This is a genomic window from Variovorax sp. 10N420 (genome assembly GCF_056394705.1).
In genome coordinates, this window is sequence record NZ_JBFTIJ010000005.1 from 193026 (window position 1) to 214776 (window position 21751).

The window sequence follows — 21751 nt, forward strand, 5'->3', positions numbered from 1 at the left end:
CGCATTCCAGGCCGATTTACGCTGGGAAAGCGCATGGATACTGCGCTGCCGCCGAGCCACCGAGGGACGCACGTGCCTCAAGGCCCGCGCATCGGCTGTTACTTTGCCATTGAAAAAAACTTCAAGAGCCAAGCGCGGCCGGCGGAAACATCGCCTGTTGCCAGCCGAGTTGCTCACGAAGCAAGCGCCAGTCGAAGCCCGGCCCCGGATCTTCCTTGCGGCCGGGAGCGATGTGTTCGTGGCCTGCGATGTACGAAATCGCGTAGCGCTGCGCGATCGATGGGCAAAGGCTGGCCAGGGTTTCGTACTGCGCTTGCTCGAAGGCGTCGCCTTCGAGCCCTTCGAGTTCGATGCCGATGGAATCGTCGTTGCAGTTCTCGCGTCCACGCCAGCACGAGGCGCCGGCATGCCATGCGCGATCGTCGCAGCTCACGAACTGCCACAGTTCGCCATTGCGCCGCACATAGAAATGCGCAGAGACTTCGAGGCCGCGGATGCCCGAAAAATAAGGGTGCGCATCCCAGTCGAGGCTGTTCGTGAAGAGCTGCTGAACTTCATCGCCGCCGTAATGTCCCGGCGGCAGGCTGATTGAATGCAGCACGATCAGGTCGATGTTCGCGCCTCTGGGTCGCGCCCCGAAATTGGGGGACGGCAAGCGGCGAGCGAAGCGATACCACCCCGATTCCCAAAGTGCTGTGTCGGCTTCACTCATCGGCGCCTAGACCGCTGGCATCGTCGCCATGCGGTGTGGTGATGCCCAGGCGCGCAATCCGATAGCGAATCTGTCGCAGGCTCAGGCCGAGGCGCGCGGCGGCGGCAGTTCGGTTGAAGCCTGTTTCCTGCAGCGCCCGCACCAGGATCTGGCGCTCTTGCTCGTCCAGATAGCTTTGCAGATCGCGTGGTACGGCGGACGGCGTCCGGGGATGGATGCTGACAGGGGCCGCGGCGGCCGCTGGCACGGGCTCGGCAAGCGGCGCGGGTCCCGTCTGCTGGGATTCGGACGGAACTGCCGTGCCTGCGCCCCCCATGAGATCGAGGTGAAGCACATCGCCATCGCTGAGCGCCACCGCACGGTGCAGGAGATTTTCAAGCTCGCGAACGTTGCCGTGCAGCGGATGTTCGGCGAGCCTCTGCAGGACTTGGGCGGAAAGCGTAGGCACCGGCATGCCGGCATCGCGGGCGATGCGCGCGAGCAAGGCGTTGCACAGTGCTGGCAGATCGCCTCGACGGTCCCGCAGCGCAGGCACAGCGATCTCGATCACGTTGAGCCGGTAGAAGAGATCCTGCCGGAACCGGCTGGCTTGCACTTCGGCATGCAGGTCCTTGTGGGTCGCGCTCACGATTCGGACGTCGACGGCATCTTCCTGCGTGGAACCGATGGGGCGAACGCTGCGTTCCTGGATGGCGCGCAGCAGCTTCGACTGCATGGCGAGCGGCAAGTCACCGATTTCGTCGAGAAACAGGGTGCCGCCGCGTGCCGCCTGGAAGTAGCCGTCGCGGTCCTGCGAAGAGCCGGTATAGGAGCCTTTTCGCGCGCCGAAGAATTCGGCTTCGAGAAGGTTTTCGGGAATGGCGCCGCAGTTCACGGCCACGAAAGGTCCGTCGCTTCGCTGGCTGCAGGCATGAACGGCGCGCGCGACCAGTTCCTTGCCTGTGCCGGACTCGCCGCGCACGAGCACCGGTGCCATGCCTCGCGCCACCTTGGCAATGCGCGCCTTGACCAGCCGCATGGGTTCGGAGTCGCCCACCAGCCGTTGGAGCGCTGCGACGCCGCTGTCTCCGATCGTCGTTGCGATGGACACACCGTTGTCGTCCGCCGGCCGCGCGGCCCGGATCGGCGCAGGCTGCGAAGGCGCCTGTACGGCAGAAGCCACCACCGATCGGAATTGCTTCAGGTCGACTGGCTTGGTGAGGTAGTCGAAGGCGCCTGCCTTGAGGGCCTCGACGGCGTTTTCCGCTGATCCGTAAGCGGTCATCACCACACAGCGCTCGCTGCGCTGGTCTTGCTGGATGCGCTGGAGGATCTCCATGCCAAGGCCGTCTGGCAGGCGCATGTCGGTGATCACTGCATCGAAGCGGCCGGCGTCGAGATGCTGCCAAGCCTCCGACACGCTGCCCGCCGCCTCGACGCGATAGCCCTCGCGCAGCAAGGTGAGTTCATACAGCGTGCGCAGGTCCGGCTCGTCGTCGACGACCAGGATCTGGGCAGGCTGCGACACGGGCGGGTTGGGGGTGCTCACGCCGCTATTGTGTCAGTCGACTTTCAACTGATGCAAATGCCACGAAGAACTCGTTGCCTTCGGGGCCTGCCGCGGAAAGGGCCCTGCGTTCATAGCCGATGGTGGCGCCGTGCTGTTCGCACAGCTCGCGGCACAGGAACAGTCCGAGTCCGCTCGAGCGGCTCTCGGAGGAAAAGAACGGTTCGAAAAGATGCCGCTGCACTGCCGGCTCGAGCGGCGCACCGTCGCTCCAGACCTGAAGGGTCGCGCGCCCTGTCGCGTTGCGCCGGGTGCTCACCTGGATCGAGCCCTCCCGGTCCCCGGCGTAGCGCGAGGCGTTGTCCAGCAGATTGACGAGGATGCGCCGCAGATGTTCTGCATCGAAACGCACGTCGGTGCCCGCTTCGAGCGAAAGCAACACGCCTTGCTGCTGCGCGTGCTGGACCCATTCCTCCGCTAGCGAGCGAACCGTCGGGTCGAGCGATACCTGCTCGCCCAGCGGCAGCACGCGTTGCTGCCGAGCCCGCGCCACGTCCAGGACGTCGTCGACGATGCGGGACAGACGCTGAGCGTTCTGCTGAACCATGGTGGTCAACTGGCGATGACCCGGGTCGACGAGATCCTCGCCGAGCAGGGCGCTGGCCTGCGTGATCGCGGCGAGCGGATTGCGGATCTCGTGCGCGACGGCGGCCGACATCCGGCCCATGGCCGCCAGCTTTTCGGTGCGGATGCGTGCTTCGAGCTCGCGCAAGTCCTGCAGGAACATCACGCAGAGGCTTTCGGCGCGCAGGTCCCGGGCCTGCGTCAGGCGTGTGCGGACGCGGACTTCGCGCGGAGCGCCTTGCGGCTGCGCGACCGGCACCTCGGTGGCCTGGGGCGCGCGCCGCGAAAAAGTCTGGCGGGCGAGATGGGCAAGCGGCACCCAGGCCGGATAGGCACTGAGCGCGAAAGGCTGGGGAATCTGCGCGAGACCGTTGCCCAGGATCGCGTCCGCTGCAGGATTGACCGCATGCACCCGGCCCGCGGCATCGACCACGAGCACGCCTTCGCTCAGTGTTTCGATCACGAGATCGTTGACCATCGCGTGCATCTCCGCGGCACTGCGGCTGCGCTGCGCCATGGCTTCCTCGCGGGTGAGGCGGCGGGCCAGCTCGTGGGCGATCAGGGCCACCACGAAGAGCCCGGTGCCCGTCAGAGCTGCCTGGACAAAGCGCGGCGAGGTGTCTGCGGGTTGCTCGAACCAATACCAGCCCGCGTGGCCGAGCAGCAAGAGGGTGGCTGCCGCAGTGGTGCCCAGCCCGACTGCGCCGGTGCCAAGCACGGCCCCCATCAGCACCGGAAGCGCGAACAAGGGCGTGTAGTTGACGCCGCCCACCTGCAGTGTTTGCAGCGCGGTGAACGTGACGAGGTCGATGCCGATGGTCGACAGCCACGCGCCGCCAAACCTGCGAATCGGTTGAAAAGGCGCATACCGCGCGGCCAGCAGCACCGCGATCAGATAGCAGATCGTCAGAGCGATGCCTTGGGCCTGGACGGGCTGCTTGAGCGCCAAGGCGACTCCCGGAAGGAGCAGGAGCACCGCCGCGACAAAGCACCGTGCCGCCATGAAGCCGCGCCAAAGACGCAGCAACGCCGAACTGTCAGCGTTGAATTTCTCGAGCGAACTCCAATCGGTGGCCGGTTCGCCTCGCGACCACAGGTAGGCAGTCATCTGCGGCTTTCCGCTGCTTTGCGGTGGGCTGCGCTGCAATAGATGCCAGCAGGGCCGGTGATGGCGTCAGTGGCCGGCAGATGCAAGCCGCAGTGGGCGCAACGAACCATGGCCTTCGGCGGCCCGACGGCGGGTGGGGCTTGCGGCTTGGGTGCGCGCGAGCGCATTTCTTCCTGACGGCCGCGGCGCCAGAACCATATGGCAATGGCGATGACGGCCAGAACGAGCAGGTATTTCATGAGGGCGTGCGCGAGAGGACGACTTCGAGAACGAAGCGCGATCCCACATAGGCGAGCAGCAGCAACGCGGAGCCGGCATACAGCACGCGCCGCGCCGTGCGCCCACGCCAGCCGAAGCGGGCGCGTCCCATCAGCAGGACGGCAAAAGTGATCCACGCGAGGATCGAGAACACCGTCTTGTGATCCCATTTCCATCCGCGGACCGTCGCGCCATAGAGCGTCTCGCTGAAGAAGATGCCCGCCAGCAGCGTGGCCGACAACAGCACGAAGCCCGCCGCGACGAAGCGGAAGGTGAGGCGTTCCATCGTGAGGAGCGGGAGCCCGCTTGGCGTTTCGGCGGCAAGCCGGATCTGCTTTTCGGCCCGCGTCATGAGCCACGCATGAACCACGGCGGCGCCGAACAATCCGTAGGAAGCAATGCCCAGCGCCAGATGCAGCGGCAGCCACGGCGAGGCGGAGACGTGCAGCGGCGTCCCGGGAAACAAAACCGCCAGCAGGACCGCCACAGCCCCCAGCACTGCGAGCGCGCGCCAGACGTGGAGTTGCTGCGGATACATGCGGCTTTCGATGCCGTAGACCGTGAGCACCAGCCACACGGTGATAGAAATCGCTGGCGCAAAGCCGAAGTGCGGGGTGCCGCCCCCGAGCCCCCAGCCCAGCGCAAGCGCGTGCAGAAGCCATGCCAATGCGAGCAGCCCTTGCGTGGATGATCGGCTGAGCCATGAAGACGCTGCGGCAGTGATGCCATAGGCGGCGGCGGTGGCGATGCCCAGAGCCACGCCGAGCGGGGAGGGGATCGCTAAAATCATCGGCTGAGTTTAATGGCTCGCCCCCCAGGCTTCGCGCACTTCGTGTCGCTTCGCCTACCCCCCTGACCGGGGGGCAACACCAGCGGCCCGGCGGAGCCGGTTCCGCGGTGTTTCTACGAATACGGCTAGTCTCTGCCGGACAACAAGGTACCTTTTAATGGCCACCGCGCTTACTGAAAAGTTTTCCCGCCTCGTCAAGACGATGAGCGGACAGGCCCGCATTACGGAAAGCAATGTGCAGGACATGCTGCGCGAGGTGCGCATGGCTCTGCTCGAAGCGGACGTTGCGTTGCCGGTCGTCCGGGATTTTGTCGGGCGCGTGAAGGAAAAGGCGCTGGGGCAAGAGGTGTTGGGGTCGCTCAAGCCCGGGCAGGCACTTGTCGGGATCGTCAATCGCGAACTGGCCGCCACGATGGGCGAAGGCGTGGCCGACATCAATCTCGTGGCGCAACCGCCGGCCGTGATTCTCATGGCGGGACTGCAGGGCGCCGGCAAGACCACCACCACGGCCAAGCTGGCGAAGCACCTGATCGAGAAGCGCAAGAAGAAGGTGCTGACGGTTTCGGGCGACGTCTACCGCCCTGCCGCCATCGAGCAACTCAAGACGGTGACCAGGCAGGCAGGCGCCGAATGGTTTCCCAGCACGCCTGACCAGAAGCCGATCGACATCGCCCGTGCTGCGCTTGATCACGCCAAGCGGCACTTCTTCGACGTGCTGCTGGTCGACACCGCCGGCCGTCTGGCGATCGACGAAGTGCTGATGCAGGAAATCAAGGACTTGCATGCGGCCCTCAATCCCATCGAGACGCTGTTCGTGGTCGATGCCATGCAGGGGCAGGACGCGATCAACACCGCAAAGGCTTTCAAGGATGCGCTGCCGCTCACCGGCATCATCCTGACGAAGACCGACGGCGACTCGCGCGGCGGCGCGGCGTTGTCGGTGCGGCAGGTTACCGGCGTGCCGATCAAGTTTGCCGGCGTCAGCGAAAAGATCGATGGGCTGGAGGTGTTCGATGCGGAGCGCCATGCCGGCCGCATCCTCGGCATGGGCGACATCGTCGCGCTGGTGGAGCAGGTCACGGCGGGCGTCGACGTGGCGGCGGCACAGAAGCTCGCGGCCAAGGTCAAGAGCGGCGCGGGATTCGACCTCAACGATTTTCTTGGCCAGCTGCAGCAGATGAAGCAGATGGGCGGGCTCTCCAGCATCATGGACAAGCTGCCCGCGCAGATGGCCGCCAAGGCGACGGAGGCCGACATGACCCGCGCCGAGCGCGACATCCGGCGCAAGGAAGGCATCATCAACAGCATGACCCCCCTGGAGCGCCGCAAGCCCGAACTGCTCAAGGCAACCCGCAAGCGCCGTATCGCGGCGGGCGCCGGCGTACAGGTTCAGGAAGTGAATCGGCTGCTCAACGAATTCGAGCAGATGCAGACGATGATGAAGAAGATGAAGGGCGGGGGCCTCATGAAAATGATGAAGCGCATGGGCGGCATGAAGGGCATGCCCCGGATGTGACTCGCCCCCAGGCGGGGATGTGGCTCGCCCCCAGGCTCGCGCACTTCGTGTCGCTCTCCACCCCCTACCGGGGGCGATACCGGCGGCCCGGCTAAGCCGGTTCCGCGGTATCTCTGGAAATAGAAAAGCCCGCGATGCGGGCTTTTCTTATTTGGGGGCTTGGTGCTTAGGATCTGGCCAGGCGCACGGCGTGCATCCAGGCTCGGCGCAGCACGGCGGGGGACCTGGATTCCTCGGGGATCAGCAGGAAGCCGCGGTCGCGCAAGGAGTTGCCCAAGGCGATCTGGCTGGTGAGGACTGTCAGCGGGATCGCGAGCAGGAGCGGCAGGCCGACAGGCATCAGCCAGGCGAGCGCGCTGGCGTCGATGAGTGCGATGCCCACGGCGAGCGCGGCGATCACGGCCGTCATCGGCGCGAGTTGAGCGACGGCGATGCGCCACGGCACCGCAGCGGCTTCGCGGGGAGGCGACTTCCAGTCGAGCTTGATGCCGGTGAGGGCAACGACCACGAACAGCGAGTGCGCGAGCATGCGGACCGGAGCCTGCACGATGGCGAGTGCGCTTTCGAGCGCAGCGCTCTTGAGCATGCCGCCGATGCCGCCGAACTGGCGTTGCTCGCCGCGCAGCACCACGGCAACAAGGCCCAGCACGCGAGGCAGGAACAGCAGGCACAAGGTCCAGAGCCACAGGCCAGCCAGCTCCATCGGCATGGAGAGCCAGTGCTCGACCACGCTCGAACCGGTGAGCCAAAGGGCGGTGCCCAGCGTCAGGAATGCGAGCCACAGCGGGGCCGACACATAAGCCATCGTGCCGGTGACGAACATCGCACGGTGGACCGAATGCAGACCCGGCTCCGCCATCAGGCGTGCGTTCTGCAGGTTGCCCTGGCACCAGCGGCGGTCGCGCTGCAACTCGGACAGCAGGTCCGGCGGTTGTTGCTCGTAGCTGCCGACCAGATCGGCGACCAGCCACACGTGATAGCCGGCGCGGCGCATCAGCGCGGCCTCGACGAAGTCGTGCGACATGATGCCGCCCGACATGCCGCCCTTGCCACGGATCGGCGCCAGCGCGCAATGGTCCATGAAAGGCTGTACGCGGATGATCGCGTTGTGGCCCCAGTAATGCGATTCGCCGAGCTGCCAGAACTGCATGCCGAGCGTAAACAGCCGACCCGTCATGCGCGAGGCGAACTGCTGCGCCCGAGCGTGCAGCGTGACGTGGCCGATGGCTTGGGTCGCAGTCTGGATGATGCCGGCGGTCGGGTTGGCTTCCATCAGCTTGACCATCGAGCTCAGGCAGTCGCCGCTCATGACGCTGTCGGCGTCGAGCACGACCATGTAACGGTAATCCTTGCCCCAGCGGCGGCAGAAGTCGGCAACGTTGCCGGCCTTGCGGTGCGTGCGGCGGGTGCGCAGGCGGTAGTAGACCTCCACCTGTGGCTGGTTGGGGTTGTTCGCGTAATTGACGGCCAGTGCGGCGCGCAGGTCTTCCCAGGCAGCGCGCTCGGCAGCGGCGATCTCGGGCGTGTAGCTGTCGGACAGCACGAACACGTCAAACTGCCCCGCGTTGCCCGTCGCGGCAACCGATTCGCAGGTCGCGCGCAAGCCGGCGAACACGGTCGACACATCCTCGTTGCAGATCGGCATGATGATCGCTGTCCGCGCGTCCGGATTCATCGGATGGTTCGCGACCTGCTTGGCCGACAGCGCGTGCTTGTCACCGCGCACGGAGACATAGAAGCCCATGAGCGCCGTCACGAAGCCGGTCACGACCCAGCCCGACAGCACACCGTAGAGCGCGATCTGGCTGTACTCGAGCCACAGGTTGTCGTAGTCGGGTTGCACGCGTGCAAACAGCGTCGAAGCGATGACGGTGCTCAGTACCGCCAGTGCAACAAACGCGAAGCGCCGCTGGGCTGCTGCACGCTGCCACGGCTGAAGTACCGCGCCGGAATCGGGCCCGCGGCTGGTCTGCTTGGCCGCGCGGCCAGCGCCGAGCTTCACCAGCAGCGCGGTGCCGATGCTGTTCCAGAAGCCGCGCCAAGGGCGGGGTGTCATCGAACCGCGATTGATGGGTGGCGCCGTCACGGAATTCGGATGGCGCTCTTCGCGAAGGAGATTGCTGCGCGAAAACTCGATTTCCGGCAGCACCTTCAGTTGGGAAAATTCGTTGGGCTTCATCGTTGACTCACCGTTGCTTCTGAACGGACGGCGTGTCGCCGATTGCCGGAAAGCGCTTGAAGACGCAATCCGGTGCGATGCCGCTGGACGCCTCGAGGGCTGCCAGCGAATGTCCCGCCGCGCGGGGGCGCGAGAGGGAAAACTGCTTTTGACGCAGGCCGTCGCGCTGCGGACGCAGTGCGAAAGAGGGGCTGGAATGAGCTGTCATGCCAGTACAGGGGCAAACCCTGTGCCAGCCTGGAAAACCTCTTTCAAATCAAAGGCTTAGCTTGATTTTGGGTGGGCAAGGCCGCGACAGGAAGTCAAAAGGCCTCTTGAACCCCGGATTTTGTCGCCGAATCCCGACAGGCTACTGAGACTGACCGGAGAAGCTCAACAGAATCAACCACTTAGCGTGTCGCTGGTCAGCGACCGTTTTCGCTTCCAGGCGACACGCCCTCGGACTTGAAGTGCCCGGGCGTGAGCTCATGCTTTTGCAGGAGCCTGTAGAACTCGGTCCGATTGCGGTCCGCGAGCCGGGCCGCGTCGGCGACGTTGCCGTCGGTCAACTTGAGCAGGCCCACCAGATAGTCGCGTTCGAATCGCTGCTTGGCTTCGGCATAGGTCAGCACCTCGACGCTCGGCACCCGGAGCGCGCGCTGTACGAGGGCGAGCGGAATCAGCGGCGAACTCGATAGCGCGCACACCTGCTCGACCACGTTGAACAATTGCCGCACGTTCCCCGGCCATGAAGCAGTGGTCAAGGCCTTGAGTGCTTCCGGCGCGAAGCCGGAGAGGCGTTTGCCGTACTTCGTCGACAGCCGCTGCAGGAAGTGATTGGCGAGCAACGGGATGTCCTCCCTGCGCGCCGACAGCGGCGGCAAACTCAATGTCACCACATTGAGACGGTAGTAGAGGTCCTCTCGAAACTGCCCCGCCTCCATGGCGGCATCGAGGTCGCGGTGCGTGGCCGAGATGATCCGCACGTCCACGGCAATCGACTGGCTGGCGCCGAGCGGCCGTACCGCGCGTTCCTGCAGCACGCGCAACAGCTTGACCTGCAACGCTGGCGGCATGTCTCCGATTTCGTCGAGCAGCAACGTGCCGCCGTCCGCTTGCTGGAACAGCCCTTTGTGATTGGCGACGGCGTCCGTGAAGGCGCCCTTCATGTGCCCGAACAGCTCCGACTCCAGTAGCGCTTCTGGAATGGCGCCGCAATTCACGGCCACGAACGGCTTGTCGGCGCGCGCGCTCGCGCGATGGATGGCGCGAGCGAGCAGTTCCTTGCCGGCGCCGCTGTCCCCACGCAGCAGCACGCTGGCATCGGACTTTGCCACCATGCGCGCCTCGGCCAGCAGCTCAGCCATGCGGTTGCTGCGGCTGACGATTTCCGCGCGCCAGCTTTCGTCCCCGCTCTTGCCGGGCACCGTGCTCGGCGCGCCGAGCGCGAGGGCCTGCGCGATCTTCTCCAGCAACTCGCGGCCGTCGTAAGGCTTGGTCAGGTAGGTGAAGACCCCCCGCGCCGTGGCCTCCACCGCGTCGGGAATGGTGCCGTGCGCGGTCAAGAGGATCACGGGTAGGGTTGGGTGGCGCTTTCGGATTTCGTCGAAGAGGGCGAGGCCGTCGCGACCGGGCAGTCGCACGTCGCTCAGCACGAGTTGGGGATGCTCGATCTCCAGTTGCGTGAGAGCCGATTCGGCCGATGTCACGGCAGTGACCTGATAGCCGGCAGAAACCAGCCGCATCGAAATAAGCCGGAGCATGTCCGGGTCGTCGTCGACCACGAGCAGCCGCGCCCCGCGAGCTTGTGCGCCGGTGCCTGGCGCAGGCGCGTTTTCGGAAGGGGGAACCGCAGGATTGCTCACTGTGCTGGCTTTGGGTTGATCGCCGGCGCCGGTGCCGGCGTGTTGGGCCGCGCGAAACTCCGTTCGATGGCGCGCAATGCCTCGATGCGGTCGTTGAGCTGGTCGATCCGGCGCTGGCTGTCGCGCAATTGCTGGGCCTGCTTTTCACGATCGTCCTCGACGCGCCTTTGTTCCGCATAGCGCGCCGCCAGCACCCGGGCAAGCGGCTGAAGCGGCTGTGCTTCTGCCGACGGGTTGGTCGTCACACGCTGCATCAGCCCCAGAGCCTTCACAAGATCGGCAGGCACGCGAGTCTGGGCCAGCACGAGCGCCGTTTGCATCTGGGTGGTCGGGGTCTCCATGAGGTCGCCCAGCCGGGAGAGCTCGTTGGCGAGTTCGGGCGGGCCGAGCGGGCGCACCTTGTCGGCGTACGCGAGCATGGCGCCGACTGGACCCGGGGTCGTCTGGGTGAAGATGCCGCCGGGCTGCGTGGCGGGCGCGATCGGCTCGGCCTCGACCGGCGTCACGGGGGGCGGGGAAGGCGGCATGGCCGGCACGACGACCGCTTCCGGCGGCGGCTTGTGCGAAGTGGCGCAGCCGGCAAAGAGCATCGGCGCGACGAGCGTCACGGCGATGATGGATCTGTGAAAGGCCGAAAAAGGCATGGATCGGATTGGGAACGTCGGGCGATGGGCGTCAAGCGGTGCGCGGCAGTTCGATACGGAAGCGCGCGCCTGGCCCGTTCGGCAGCAGCGTGATGCGACCGCCATGAGCCGCAATGTACTCCTGCACGATCGACAAACCGATCCCCGTTCCTTTTACCGAATGTTGAGGTTGCCTTTCCCCCCGGAAGAAAGGCTCGAAGATGCGGTCGCGATCGGCCTCCGAAACCCCGGGCCCTGCGTCGCAGATGTCGATCTGGGCGAAATCGGCGGTGCTGGACACAGCCATGGTGATGGTGCCGCCACGCGCCGAGAAGCGGATCGCATTCGACAGCAGGTTGGCAAGCGCCGTGCCGAGCTTCACGCGGTCGACGACGACCGAGATCGGTTCGCCCTCGGCTCGCACCGTGAGGCCGTTGGCTTGCCATTGCAGGCGCTGCGCTTCGATCTGCTCTTCGATGAGCGGCAGCAGGGGCGTGCGTTCGCGGCGCAATTCGCGGGCTTCGAAAGCGGCGGCGTTGAAGCGCAGGAGTGCCTCGATCTGGCCCTGCAGCGCCACGGTGTTCTGCTGAAGGATCTGCGTGACTTCGCGCTGCGATGGATTGAGCGCGCCGGTCACGCCGTCTTCCAGCAGCGAGACGCCTTCGCGCAGAGCGGCCAGCGGAGTCTTGAGTTCATGCGAGACGTGTCGCAGGAAGCGTGCCTTGTCCGCGTCCAGCTCGGTGAGCCGCAGCCGCAGCCACTCGAGCTGCTGCGACACGCGGCGAACGTCGGCGGGACCGGGAATATCGATGGGCTCGTCGAGCCGGTTCTGGCCGAGACCGACGATCGCTCGTTGCAGCCGCTTGAACGGCCGCGCGAGCCAGACCCCGAAAGCCAACGCCAGCGTCACTGCAAAGATGCTCGCCGCCACCACCAACCGCATCAGCCGCCTGCGCTCGTTCTCGATGCGCTGCGCCAACGCATTGTTTTGCGTTTCGATCAGGAATTGCGCCTGCTGAGCGATGTTGGTGTTGAGCGCATCGAGTTCGCGAAACTGCATCGCCATCGAGCTTTCGCGGGCAAGCGCCGTCTCGGGTGCGCCGCTCATCAGCCCTTGAATGACTTCCATCTGCTCGCGCCAACGGTCAGGCCCCTCGCTGCCGAGGCCGTTGGACGTGAGGCGCTCGAGCACCTGGCGCGCATCGCGCGTCGCATCGTCGAAGCGGCGACGCAGCACGGCATCGTTGAGCACCAGAGACTGCCGCCCTGCGCGCTCCATCGCCGCACTGCGCTCGGCCAACGATTGCGCCGCACCTGAAAGAGTGAGCGCGCGCGCCGCCGCATCGCGGCTTTCGGTCATGAGCTCGTCGTACTGGAAGACGGCGCGCAATGCCACCCCCACGAGCAGCGCGGTGATCAGGAGAAACGCGAAAAGCAGCAGCTGCTGGAACGAACCGCGCGCGGAGGCCAGCTTCGACATCAGGCGACGGGCGCCGGCGCGGACCTGCCGGCAGCGTGCGTCGATTCAGCCGTCACGACTTCGCCGCGCAGCGTGTAGGCCAGCGATCGGGTGATGCGGAGGTCGACCATCTGGCCGACCAGTCGAGCGTCGCCTTTGAAGTTTACGACGCGGTTGCACTCGGTGCGGCCCATCATTTCGCGCGCGTCCTTGCGCGAGGCGCCTTCGACCAGCACGCGCTGCACGGTGCCCACCCTGCTTTCGCCGAAGCGCTTGACGTTTCCATCGATCACGGCCTGCAATTCCTGCAGCCGCGCGAGCTTGACACTGTGCGGCGTGTCATCGTGCAGCGCCGCAGCCGGCGTACCCGGACGCGGACTGAAGATGAAGCTGAAGCTGGCATCGAACTCGAGATCGTGGATGAGCTTCATCATCTTGGCGAAGTCCTCATCCGTTTCGCCCGGAAAGCCGACGATGAAGTCGCTGCTGAGCGCGAGCTGGGGACGAATCGCTCGCAGCTTGCGAACCGTGCTCTTGTATTCCATGGCTGTGTAGCCGCGCTTCATCGCCATCAGGATTCGGTCGCTGCCGTGCTGCACCGGCAAGTGGAGATGGCTCACCAACTGAGGCACTCTGGCGTATGCCTCGATCAGCCGCGGCGTGAATTCGTTGGGATGGCTGGTCGTGTAGCGGATGCGCTCGATGCCGGGAATCTCCGCGATGTATTCGAGCAGCGTGGCGAAGTCGGCGATTTCCGTGGTGTCGCCCATGCGGCCGCGGTACGCATTGACGTTCTGTCCCAGCAGCGTGACCTCACGCACGCCCTGGTCCACCAGCCCGGCGACTTCCACCAGCACGTCGTCGAGCGGCCGATTCACTTCTTCGCCGCGCGTGTACGGCACGACGCAGTAGCTGCAGTATTTGGAGCACCCTTCCATGATCGACACGAAGGCCGTGACGCCTTCCACCCGCGCAGGCGGCAGGTGGTCGAATTTTTCGATCTCGGGAAAGCTGATGTCGACCTGCGGCCGCCCCTCGCGGTCGCGCTGGCTCAGCATCTCCGGCAAGCGGTGCAGGGTTTGCGGCCCAAAAACCACGTCCACGTAGGGCGCGCGCGCGATGATGGCCTCGCCTTCCTGGCTCGCCACGCATCCGCCGACACCGATCTTCACCCCCTTCGCCTTGAGGTGCTTCACCCGTCCAAGATCGGAAAACACCTTCTCCTGCGCTTTCTCACGCACCGAGCAGGTATTGAAAAGAATCAGATCAGCCTCGTCCACATTCGTGGTCGGCTCATAGCCTTCAGCCGCGCGCAGCACATCCGCCATCTTGTCCGAGTCGTACTCGTTCATCTGGCAGCCGAAGGTCTTGATAAAAACTTTGGGGTTCATGGTGCCTCTCCCGAGAGATGCAAATGTCATTGGGTTAGCGCGGCCGTGGCGTGGGACACCGCGGAACTGGCTCCGCCAGGCCGCCGGTGTCGCCCCCGGCAGGGGGTAGGCGGCTACACGAAGTGAGCAAGCCTGGGGGCGAGCCAGTCACTCTCCGTATTTGGGAAGCTGGTCGAACGGCGTCTTGCCGTCGTCGCGCGGACCGCTGTTGGCCACGAAGGGCCAGAAATTCAGCAGCGGCTTTTCGGCCGATGCACGCTTGGCCTGGGCCTCGTCGGGCGTCAGGATCCAGACTTCTCGCACCAGGCCGGCCGCGTCGCGGGTGTAGTTGACCAGCAGGTTCTGCCCCGTGATGGCCGCCGGCATGACGAGCATCCGATTCGCACCCAGAATGCGCGCGCCTGGCGAAAGGCGCTCGGACTGGCCGTCGAGCACGATCTCAGGGGGGTTCACCACCATGAACTTGCCGCGCAGCGTTCCGACGGGGAAATTGCGCCCCCCGTTGGCGGCTTCGTTCTGGGAGTTGGGGATGTCTGCGACCTGCGCCGCGGCGTGAGGCGAGAACAGGGCGGCGGCAGGAGCAATGACGGCGCTCAGTGCTACCAAAACAAGAGCGCTCAGGGAGTTCTTGCAGCGATTCATGGGGTTCATCCAGAGGCTGGGAAGCGGCGATTTTAGCGGCCGCTTGTCGCGCAACGAGTCTGTCGCGGGTGTGCCATCTTGCATGAACCCTTTACTTATCTTTACGGCACTTCGGGGCGCTTTCGGTTGCGCACTGCTCCAATAGGCGCGCCGCAGAAAAGTAGCCCGCAAAAGTAGTCTGTAGTAGTACGACTCCCATATCCTGCGCCCCACCTTCGATCCAAGATACCGCACTCATGAAGAAGAATCTCGTCGTCACCCTGTCGGGTGTGTTGATCGTCGCCGCCGCCACCGGTACGTGGTGGTGGTCCGGCGCCAAATCGCGCGTCGGCGCGGAGGTCAACGGCGCGGAGTCCAGCAGCGTCAAGGCTGGCAAGGGAAGCCCCGGCGCGCCCGCCACAGCGGCCCCGGCACTGGTGTCATTGGCAATAGCCAAGCGGCAAACCGTGCCCGTCACGGTCCAGGTCAACGGCAACGTGGTTTCTCTCAACAGCGTCGATCTGCGGCCCCAAGTGACCAACACGGTTCGACAGGTGCATATCAAGGAAGGCCAGTTCGTGAAGGCCGGGCAGTTGCTTTTCACGCTTGATGACCGGCCGGACCAGGCCAACCTCGCCAAGGCGAAGGCTCAGCAACAGAGGGACGAGGCGATGCTGGCGGATCTGGAGCGGCAGTACAAGCGCAGCCAGGATCTCGTCGCGCAAAATTTCATTGCGAAGAGCGCCGCGGACGCCACGCTGTCGCAACTCCAGGCGCAGCGCGCCGCTGTGGCAGCCGATCGCGCAGCGGTGCAGGCGGCCGATGTCGCACTGGGCTATGCCACTCTGCGTGCGCCCATCGCTGGGCGCATCGGCGCGGTCAATATCTATCCGGGCACGCTGGTCCAGCCAACGCTGTCTCTGGTCACCATCACGCAGCTCGATCCCATCGCGGTGAGTTTTCCGGTTCCAGAGGGCAAGCTTCAGGACCTGCTCGCGGCGGCCAGAGCGCACACGGCAGTTGAAGCCGTCGTGCCGGGTCGCAAGGAAACGCTGAAGGGCTCGCTCAGCTTCGTCGACAACACCGTGGATCCGCTGATCGGCACGGTGCGCGCCAAGGCTGTGTTCGACAACGCCGACCAGAGCCTTTGGCCGGGTCAATTCGTCGAAACGCGCGTGACGGTCCGCACGATCGAAGACGCGACCGTGCTGCCGGCTTCGGCGCTGATGATGCTGGCGGAAGGCACCTCGGTGTATGTGGTGGACGCCGAAAAGAAAGCGACGCGCCGCAAGGTCGAGTCGCTCCACACCTTCGGCACGCAGGTCGTGGTGCGAGGGATCGAACCCGGCGAGCAAGTCGTCATCGAGGGCAAGCAGAACGTGCGTCCCGGCGGCAAGGTGCGGGTCGAGGCGGCAAACCCGCCGCAGCGCCCTGAGGGCGAAACGCCCGGGCCCGGAAGCGCGGCATCGGTCGGGCCGACCAACGCCAGTCTCGTCGCGGAACGGGAGCGGACATGAACATCTCCGAGCTGTGCATCCGTCGTCCTGCGATGACGGTGCTGCTCTCTGCCGCGGTGGTGGTGGTCGGCATCTTTGCCTATTTCCAGATCCCGGTCGCGGCACTGCCGAGCTACAACACGCCAGTCATCAACGTTTCGGCGCAACTTCCCGGGGCCAGTCCCGAGACGATGGCGTCGTCGGTGGCGCTGCCGCTTGAAAAGCAGTTCTCGACGATCCCGGGCCTCCAGACGATCAGCTCCGTCAACACCCAGGGCAGCACATCGGTCACGCTGGAGTTCGTGAGCTCGCGCGACATCGACGCGGCCGCGGTCGACGTGCAGGCTGCCCTGCTGCGCGCGCAGCGCCTGCTGCCGCCCGAACTCACCCAGATGCCGTCGTATCGCAAGGTCAATCCGGCCGATGCGCCGGTGCTCTTCATTGCGATGACGTCGGACTCGATGACGCCGTCCGAGCTGAACGATTACGCCGAAAACCTGGTTTCGCCCACGCTCTCGACCATCGACGGCGTCGCGCAGGTGGCCGTCTATGGGCAGAAGCGCTTTGCGGTGCGCATCAAGGCCGACGCCGATCTTCTCAATGCCCGCAACATCACGCTGGACGAGCTTGCCAATGCGGTCCGGCTGGCGAATGCCAACACACCGGTGGGCGTGCTCGACGGGCCGCGCCAGACGCTCACTATCCAGGCGAACGAACAGATGCTCAGGGCGGCCGATTTCGCCAAGGTGATCGTCGGCCAGCGCAACGGCGCACCCGTGCGGCTTGACGAGGTGGCGACGATCGAAGACAGCTTCGAATCGGTGAAGACGGCAAGCGCCTACAACGGGCAGAGTTCGATTTCGCTCGCCGTGCAGCGCCAGCCCAACGCCAACACGGTCCAAGTCGTCGATGCGGTTCGGGCGCTTATGCCGCGCTTCAGGGGAGAGCTGCCGCAGTCGGTCGAAATCAGCGTGCTCAACGACCGGTCGCTTTCGATCCGCGAAGCAGTCCACGATGTGCAGCTCACGCTTCTGGGCACCATCCTGCTGGTGGTGCTGGTGATCTTTCTGTTCCTGCACCGCTTGGTCGCCACGCTGATTCCGGCGCTCACGATTCCGATCTCGCTGATCGGCGCGGTCGCGTTGCTCTATGCCTTCGGCTACAGCCTGGACAATGTGTCGCTGCTCGGCATCACACTGGCCGTCGGGCTGGTGGTGGACGACGCGATCGTCGTTCTTGAAAACATCATGCGGTACGTCGAAAAAGGAATGGAGCCCTTCGCCGCCGCATTGCGCGGTGCGCGCGAGGTGGGGTTCACCATCATCTCGATCTCGATATCGCTGGTGGCGGTTTTCATTCCCGTCTTCTTCATGCCCGGCGTGATCGGACTGCTGTTCCATGAATTCGCGGTGGTGGTGGGGCTGGCGGTGATGGTCTCGGCGATCGTGTCGCTCACGCTGGTGCCGATGCTCGCGAGCCGTCTGCTCAAGCACACGCCGCGAGAAGGCGGCGCGCTCGATCACGAAGAAGAGCATCCCGAACCCGGCACTGCCATCGGCCGTGCCTTCGAACGCGGCTACCGCTGGGTGCATGCCAACTACATGCGCACGCTCGATTGGACGCTGCGCCACCGCCCGGTGATGCTGATCGTCGCCGCGTCGACTTTCGCGCTCACTGCCTGGATGTTCATCACCATTCCGAAAGGCTTCTTCCCGGAGGAAGACATCGGGCAGATCCAGGTCACCACCGAAGCCGCCGAGGACATTTCGTTTCCTGCGATGAAGGCTCTGCAGGGCCGTGTGTCCGACGCGATCATGGCCGACCCGAACGTCGACTACGTCAACTCCTTCATCGGTGTCGGCGGCCCGACGGCCACGCAGAATTCCGGGCGCCTGTTCGTCGTGCTCAAGCCGCGCAAGGATCGCGCGGCCATGCCGCAGGTGCTGGAAGCCCTGCGCAAGCGCTTCCGCGAGATCCCGGGCATTGCCGTCTACATGCAGCCGATCCAGAACCTGCGCCTCGGCGGGCGGCAAAGCAAGGCGCGTTTCCAATACACGCTGCAAAGCGTGAACGCCGGCACCATGGGTGTGTGGTCCGACAAGCTGATGGAGCGCATGCGCGCCGATCCGGCTTTCCGCGACGTGACGAGCGACTCGCAAAACCGCGGCCTCCAGGCGACGCTGGACATCGATCGCGACAAGGCCGGGGTGCTCGGCGTTGCCGTGGGTGACCTGCGCACTGCGCTCTACAACGCCTATGGCGACCGCCAGATCGGCAGCATCTATGGCGCAAGCAACACTTACCAGGTCATCCTTTCAGCGTCGGACGGCGACCGGCAGTTTGAGGAAGACATGTCGCGCCTGTCGGTGCGCAACAAGGCGGGGCAGCTGGTCCCGTTGTCAGCGTTTTCGACGGTCCGGCGCACGGTCGGGCCCACCTCGATCAATCACCAGGGCCAGCTGCAGGCCGTCACGGTGTCCTTCAACCTCGCACCCGATGTTCCGCTCGGTGACGCCACGGCCAAGATCGACCGGTTCAAGGAAGAGTTGAAGATGCCGCCGTCGATCATCACCAGCTACGGTGGGGATGCGGCGGTATTCCAGAGCTCGCAATCGAGTCAGGCGGTGTTGCTGATCCTGGCGGTGCTCGTGATCTATGTGCTGCTCGGCGTGCTCTATGAAAGCTACATCCATCCGCTCACCATCCTGGCTGGGCTGCCCTCGGCAGCAGTGGGTGCGCTGCTCTCGCTGAAGCTCTTCGGCTTCGACCTGACGCTGATCGCGACCATCGGTATCCTGCTGCTCATCGGGATCGTCAAGAAGAACGCGATCATGATGATCGACTTTGCGCTGGAGGCCCAGCGGACCGAAGGCATGAAGCCGGTCGACGCCATTCGCGAAGCCTGCCGGCTGCGCTTCCGGCCGATCTTGATGACGACGCTCGCGGCAATGATGGGTGCACTGCCGCTCGCCCTCGGGCTGGGTGCCGGCGCCGAACTGCGTCAGCCGCTCGGCGTGGCTGTGGTGGGCGGCCTGATCTTTTCGCAGGTGATCACGCTCTACATCACGCCGGCCATCTATCTCGCGCTGGACCGCTACAGCGGCAGCGGACCGCTGCAGGAACTGCCCTCGGAGGCACAACATCCGGGCGACGGCGCCGGCGCGCGCGAGAGCTCCGCTCGCGCCTGACGTGCGGGCGCCGGGCGCGCTGCGCGTCCTGTCAGGCGACGGCGAGCGTCGACGCCTTGCGGTCTGAGGCTTGCCCGTTCGCAGGTGGCACGCTGGTCGCCGGCACGCTCGCGCGCTTTGCCTCGATGTCTTCCACCCACCGGCAGGCGGCGTCGATGAAGAACTGCTGCCCTGCCACGTCGGTGAAGGAGTGGTCCACCTTGGGCATGAATTCGTAGCGCACCTTCTGAAGGAAAGGCGCGCCGCGCAGCGGGTACAGCTGGTCGTGGTTGCGGTCGCGCTGCTGCAGCGTTCCGGAATAGATCAGGTAGATGGAGACGCCGCGCTTGACCAGCGTGTCCATCTCGCGCGCGAAATCGGCGGGCGTCACGACCTTCGTCCTCTCGCCGGTCTTGAGCAAGTCGCCTTCGGGCAGGTCACGACCTAGCAGGCGGTCGATCCAGTGGCTGATCTGAGCCTTGGGGAAGCGCAGGAAGCGGCGCACGCGGCGCTCGATGTTCGCGGCATGGCTGGTAAAGGCATAGCCGTCGAAGCTGAGCAGTCCGATGACCCTCGGATCCTCCAGTGCCATCCGGAGCCCCGGGGCGACGCCGGAACACAGGCCGAAGATGACGAACTGGCGGATGCCGAGGTGCTTTTCGATTTCATTGAGGGCCGCGCGAAGATCGTTGGTCGCCTGTTCCTCGAACCGCAGCGAAGCATCCGTGCCATGGCTGTCGCCGATTCCCGAGAGATCGAATCTCAGTGTCGCGAAGCCTTCCTGAGCGAGTCGCCGGGCCATCTTGACCTGAATGCGGCGGGGGCCGACGCGGTGAGTGACCCCGAAGTTGAACATCACGCACGCCAAGGCATCGGAGATGTGGCCGGTCGGCCGCGTGATCACGCCCAGCAAGCCCGACTCCTGGCCGAACTGAACGGGTTCTTCGTGATAGCTGTTCATCGAATAAGTCCGATAAGGCGCTTGGTAACTTCGGCGGGAACGATGGCCTGGTTGGGCAATGGGTCCGAAGTCCAGATGATCGGATGTTCGAGCGTTTCGTGCACGACCTTGCGATTGTTCAAATTTTCGCGCTCACACCAATTTCGCACAGTTTCGTCCCCTGCCTTGGAGAAGACGGAGGTCGCCACTGCCGCCGGGGCGCTCAGCGTATCCGGCCGCAGCGCCTCCAACTGGCTCGCGAGCTGGCCGCTGATGCGGTGCCCGAGTGCCTCTGTGAGCGCCGGGCTGCCGTCAGCCTGGCGTTGCTTGTACCAGGAGCGGTCCTTGGCGTAGTAGCCCACTTCGAGCATCTTGATCTGTGCCTCGAGCAGTTCTTCGATGTAGGCGGGCCCATCGAGGATGGGCTCCCAAAGCGCAAGCTGCTGAAGCCCCTGCGCATGGCGTGCGGCCTGGAGAGCGAGCGTGGCCCCCAGCCGCGCTGCCAGCCAACTCAGCCTTGGCGATTGGGAGCGCCGAAGGAGCTCCTCATGAGCGCGCAAGAGATCCAGTTGCCAGCCTTTCATTTCGCCTGCCTCGTCTTCACCCCCTGATTCGCTGGTGCCGAAGAAGTCGAAGCGTAGGACGGCGACGCCGCCGCGGGCCAGACGATCGGCAATGACGCGAAAGAGTCGATGGACACGGATGGCCTCGTGGCCGAAGGGGCTGCACATCAGTACCGCCGGATGGCCGTCGGTTTTGCGCTGCGGGGGGTGATAGACGGCGAACAACTGGCGGTCCGCCGGACCGAAATAGAACGGGACCATCACAATATGTCGATCAGCGACGTCGATGCCGCTGCCAGATGTCCTCCCGCGTGGACAGAGTCGAGTGCTAGCGCACCCACGAGGCCCTCGCCGAGAGAAATGGAAAAGACTTGCAAGGCACGCATGTGTGAACCCAGGCGACACTTTACCTCGCGTTCGGTGCACTCCAGGCCAACTTCGAGCGCTTGCAAATCCGCCGACATTCCAAGGCCGAGCGCCTTGATGGCCGCTTCCTTGCGCGTCCAGCCGACGAGGAAGGCGCGATCGCGCGCGGCTGCGGGCGTCGCCTGCAGCATGCGGATCTCGCCGGGCGTGAAACAGGTCGCGGCCAGCGCCATTGCATCCGACACCGTGCGGGCCAGCTCCACGTCGACCCCCACTTCGGCGCCACGGCTGACCGCGATCAGGCCGATCGAATGGCTGTGGCTGAGATTGAAGCGAACCTCCGACTGGCCGACCAATGCCGGCTTGCCGAATTCGCCTTCGGTGAATTCCAGTCGCTCGGGCGCGATGCTCGTCTCTGTCGACAGAATCTGCCGTAAGGCCGCATGCGCGGCGACGTAGCGTTGCCCGTCGCGCGCAAACACGAAGCGGGCCGCGCGTGCTTGCTCCGCCTCCGACAGGCAGTTGGCAGCCGTGGATGCGGCCTCGAGGTCAACCTGCCATAGCAGGCAGGGCCCGGGCCACGGGATCGGTGCGATCGACACGGCAGT

The 21751-nt window shown here is 65.2% G+C and carries 17 protein-coding genes; 3 read left to right on the forward strand and 14 right to left on the reverse strand.

Translation table 11 applies throughout. From position 1 onward, the window contains the following. Positions 1 to 121: 121 nt before the first annotated feature. Genes ampD through AC1DEK_RS14905 form a run of 5 tightly spaced genes read right to left on the reverse strand, consistent with a single transcriptional unit; the run spans position 122 to position 4978 of the window. Positions 122 to 712: a 1,6-anhydro-N-acetylmuramyl-L-alanine amidase AmpD gene (gene ampD / locus AC1DEK_RS14885; protein WP_478126023.1), complete on the reverse strand. Its 591-nt coding sequence runs from the start codon at positions 710 to 712 to the stop codon at positions 122 to 124. After that, positions 705 to 2219: a sigma-54-dependent transcriptional regulator gene (locus AC1DEK_RS14890; RefSeq protein WP_478126316.1), complete on the reverse strand. Its 1515-nt coding sequence runs from the start codon at positions 2217 to 2219 to the stop codon at positions 705 to 707. Before AC1DEK_RS14890 ends, ampD begins: the two co-directional genes overlap by 8 nt. A gap of 25 nt (positions 2220 to 2244) precedes the next feature. Then, positions 2245 to 3930, reverse strand: a complete 1686-nt coding sequence (locus AC1DEK_RS14895; RefSeq protein WP_478126024.1) for a sensor histidine kinase — start codon at positions 3928 to 3930, stop codon at positions 2245 to 2247. Further along, positions 3927 to 4169, reverse strand: coding sequence for a PP0621 family protein (locus AC1DEK_RS14900; RefSeq protein ID WP_478126025.1), 243 nt, complete (start codon positions 4167 to 4169; stop codon positions 3927 to 3929). Before AC1DEK_RS14900 ends, AC1DEK_RS14895 begins: the two co-directional genes overlap by 4 nt. After that, the gene (locus tag AC1DEK_RS14905) at positions 4166 to 4978 is read right to left on the reverse strand and encodes a cytochrome C assembly family protein (protein ID WP_478126026.1); all 813 of its coding nucleotides are present in this window, start codon (positions 4976 to 4978) and stop codon (positions 4166 to 4168) included. Before AC1DEK_RS14905 ends, AC1DEK_RS14900 begins: the two co-directional genes overlap by 4 nt. Positions 4979 to 5135: 157 nt before the next feature. Here AC1DEK_RS14905 and ffh point away from each other — a divergent pair, with 157 nt between their 5' ends. After that, complete coding sequence (gene ffh / locus AC1DEK_RS14910) at positions 5136 to 6494, forward strand: signal recognition particle protein (protein ID WP_478126027.1); 1359 nt, start codon at positions 5136 to 5138, stop codon at positions 6492 to 6494. 166 nt (positions 6495 to 6660) lie between these two features. Here the strand turns inward: ffh and mdoH are convergent, their stop codons facing one another. The 6 genes from mdoH to AC1DEK_RS14940 form a co-directional block, all read right to left on the reverse strand. After that, the gene (gene mdoH, locus AC1DEK_RS14915) at positions 6661 to 8673 is read right to left on the reverse strand and encodes a glucans biosynthesis glucosyltransferase MdoH (protein ID WP_478126028.1); all 2013 of its coding nucleotides are present in this window, start codon (positions 8671 to 8673) and stop codon (positions 6661 to 6663) included. A 404-nt stretch (positions 8674 to 9077) separates the two neighbouring features. Continuing rightward, positions 9078 to 10442, reverse strand: a complete 1365-nt coding sequence (locus AC1DEK_RS14920; RefSeq protein WP_478126317.1) for a sigma 54-interacting transcriptional regulator — start codon at positions 10440 to 10442, stop codon at positions 9078 to 9080. Between the two features lie 71 nt (positions 10443 to 10513). Then, positions 10514 to 11125, reverse strand: a complete 612-nt coding sequence (locus AC1DEK_RS14925; protein ID WP_478126029.1) for a hypothetical protein — start codon at positions 11123 to 11125, stop codon at positions 10514 to 10516. Positions 11126 to 11192: 67 nt separating this feature from the next. Beyond that, a complete protein-coding gene (locus AC1DEK_RS14930; RefSeq protein ID WP_478126030.1) occupies positions 11193 to 12620 on the reverse strand; it encodes a sensor histidine kinase in 1428 nt (475 codons plus the stop codon). Further along, a complete protein-coding gene (gene miaB / locus AC1DEK_RS14935) occupies positions 12620 to 13990 on the reverse strand; it encodes a tRNA (N6-isopentenyl adenosine(37)-C2)-methylthiotransferase MiaB (protein WP_478126031.1) in 1371 nt (456 codons plus the stop codon). The genes AC1DEK_RS14930 and miaB overlap by 1 nt, the downstream gene beginning before the upstream one ends. A 147-nt stretch (positions 13991 to 14137) precedes the next feature. After that, on the reverse strand, positions 14138 to 14632 hold the full coding sequence (locus tag AC1DEK_RS14940) for a hypothetical protein (protein ID WP_478126032.1): 495 nt from the start codon (positions 14630 to 14632) through the stop codon (positions 14138 to 14140). Between the two features lie 236 nt (positions 14633 to 14868). Between AC1DEK_RS14940 and AC1DEK_RS14945 the strand changes: the two genes are divergently transcribed. Together AC1DEK_RS14945 and AC1DEK_RS14950 are read left to right on the forward strand one after the other, a co-directional pair. After that, the gene (locus AC1DEK_RS14945) at positions 14869 to 16128 is read left to right on the forward strand and encodes an efflux RND transporter periplasmic adaptor subunit (RefSeq protein WP_478126033.1); all 1260 of its coding nucleotides are present in this window, start codon (positions 14869 to 14871) and stop codon (positions 16126 to 16128) included. Next, complete coding sequence (locus AC1DEK_RS14950; protein ID WP_478126034.1) at positions 16125 to 19295, forward strand: efflux RND transporter permease subunit; 3171 nt, start codon at positions 16125 to 16127, stop codon at positions 19293 to 19295. The genes AC1DEK_RS14945 and AC1DEK_RS14950 overlap by 4 nt, the downstream gene beginning before the upstream one ends. A 31-nt stretch (positions 19296 to 19326) precedes the next feature. Here AC1DEK_RS14950 and AC1DEK_RS14955 read toward each other — a convergent pair whose 3' ends face one another. Genes AC1DEK_RS14955 through AC1DEK_RS14965 form a run of 3 tightly spaced genes read right to left on the reverse strand, consistent with a single transcriptional unit; the run spans position 19327 to position 21745 of the window. Further along, positions 19327 to 20235, reverse strand: coding sequence for an alpha/beta fold hydrolase (locus tag AC1DEK_RS14955; RefSeq protein WP_478126035.1), 909 nt, complete (start codon positions 20233 to 20235; stop codon positions 19327 to 19329). Further along, positions 20232 to 21038 carry an alpha/beta hydrolase family protein gene (locus tag AC1DEK_RS14960; RefSeq protein WP_478126036.1) on the reverse strand — a complete coding sequence of 269 codons (807 nt, stop codon included), beginning with the start codon at positions 21036 to 21038 and terminating at the stop codon, positions 20232 to 20234. The genes AC1DEK_RS14955 and AC1DEK_RS14960 overlap by 4 nt, the downstream gene beginning before the upstream one ends. Then, positions 21038 to 21745, reverse strand: coding sequence for a 4'-phosphopantetheinyl transferase family protein (locus AC1DEK_RS14965; RefSeq protein ID WP_478126037.1), 708 nt, complete (start codon positions 21743 to 21745; stop codon positions 21038 to 21040). The genes AC1DEK_RS14960 and AC1DEK_RS14965 overlap by 1 nt, the downstream gene beginning before the upstream one ends. Positions 21746 to 21751 lie beyond the last annotated feature (6 nt).